Below are 241 nucleotides of genomic sequence, written 5' to 3'. Positions count from 1 at the left end.
CCAGTCACCGACGACGAGCACATGACCACGCTGCGCGAGCAGAACTTCGCCGTACCTGCCGAAAATTCCGCCACCGGCCAATGGCTCACCTCAGTCACCACCGGGGAATTCCTGATCACCCGGGCTCACCATAAGGAACTGACAGCCGCCCATATCAGCGGAATCGAAAACGCCCGCACCATCGAAGACCAGAAGCTACTCAATAGCAATGACCATATGGAGATCTTCCGCAGGAACAACT

General features: G+C 56.8%; 1 protein-coding gene. It reads left to right on the top strand.

Annotated features, from left to right (window positions below; all coding sequences use genetic code 11):
* Positions 1 to 21: 21 nt before the first annotated feature.
* A partial coding sequence (locus IE94_RS36995) for a hypothetical protein (protein ID WP_157849473.1) occupies positions 22 to 241 on the top strand: 220 nt, incomplete at its 3' end.

The sequence above is a fragment of the Streptomyces violaceorubidus genome (genome assembly GCF_000717995.1).
GTDB lineage: Bacteria > Actinomycetota > Actinomycetes > Streptomycetales > Streptomycetaceae > Streptomyces > Streptomyces violaceorubidus.
The sequence above is the reverse complement of the archived record's forward strand: the minus strand, read 5'-3'. Positions and strand labels throughout refer to the sequence as shown.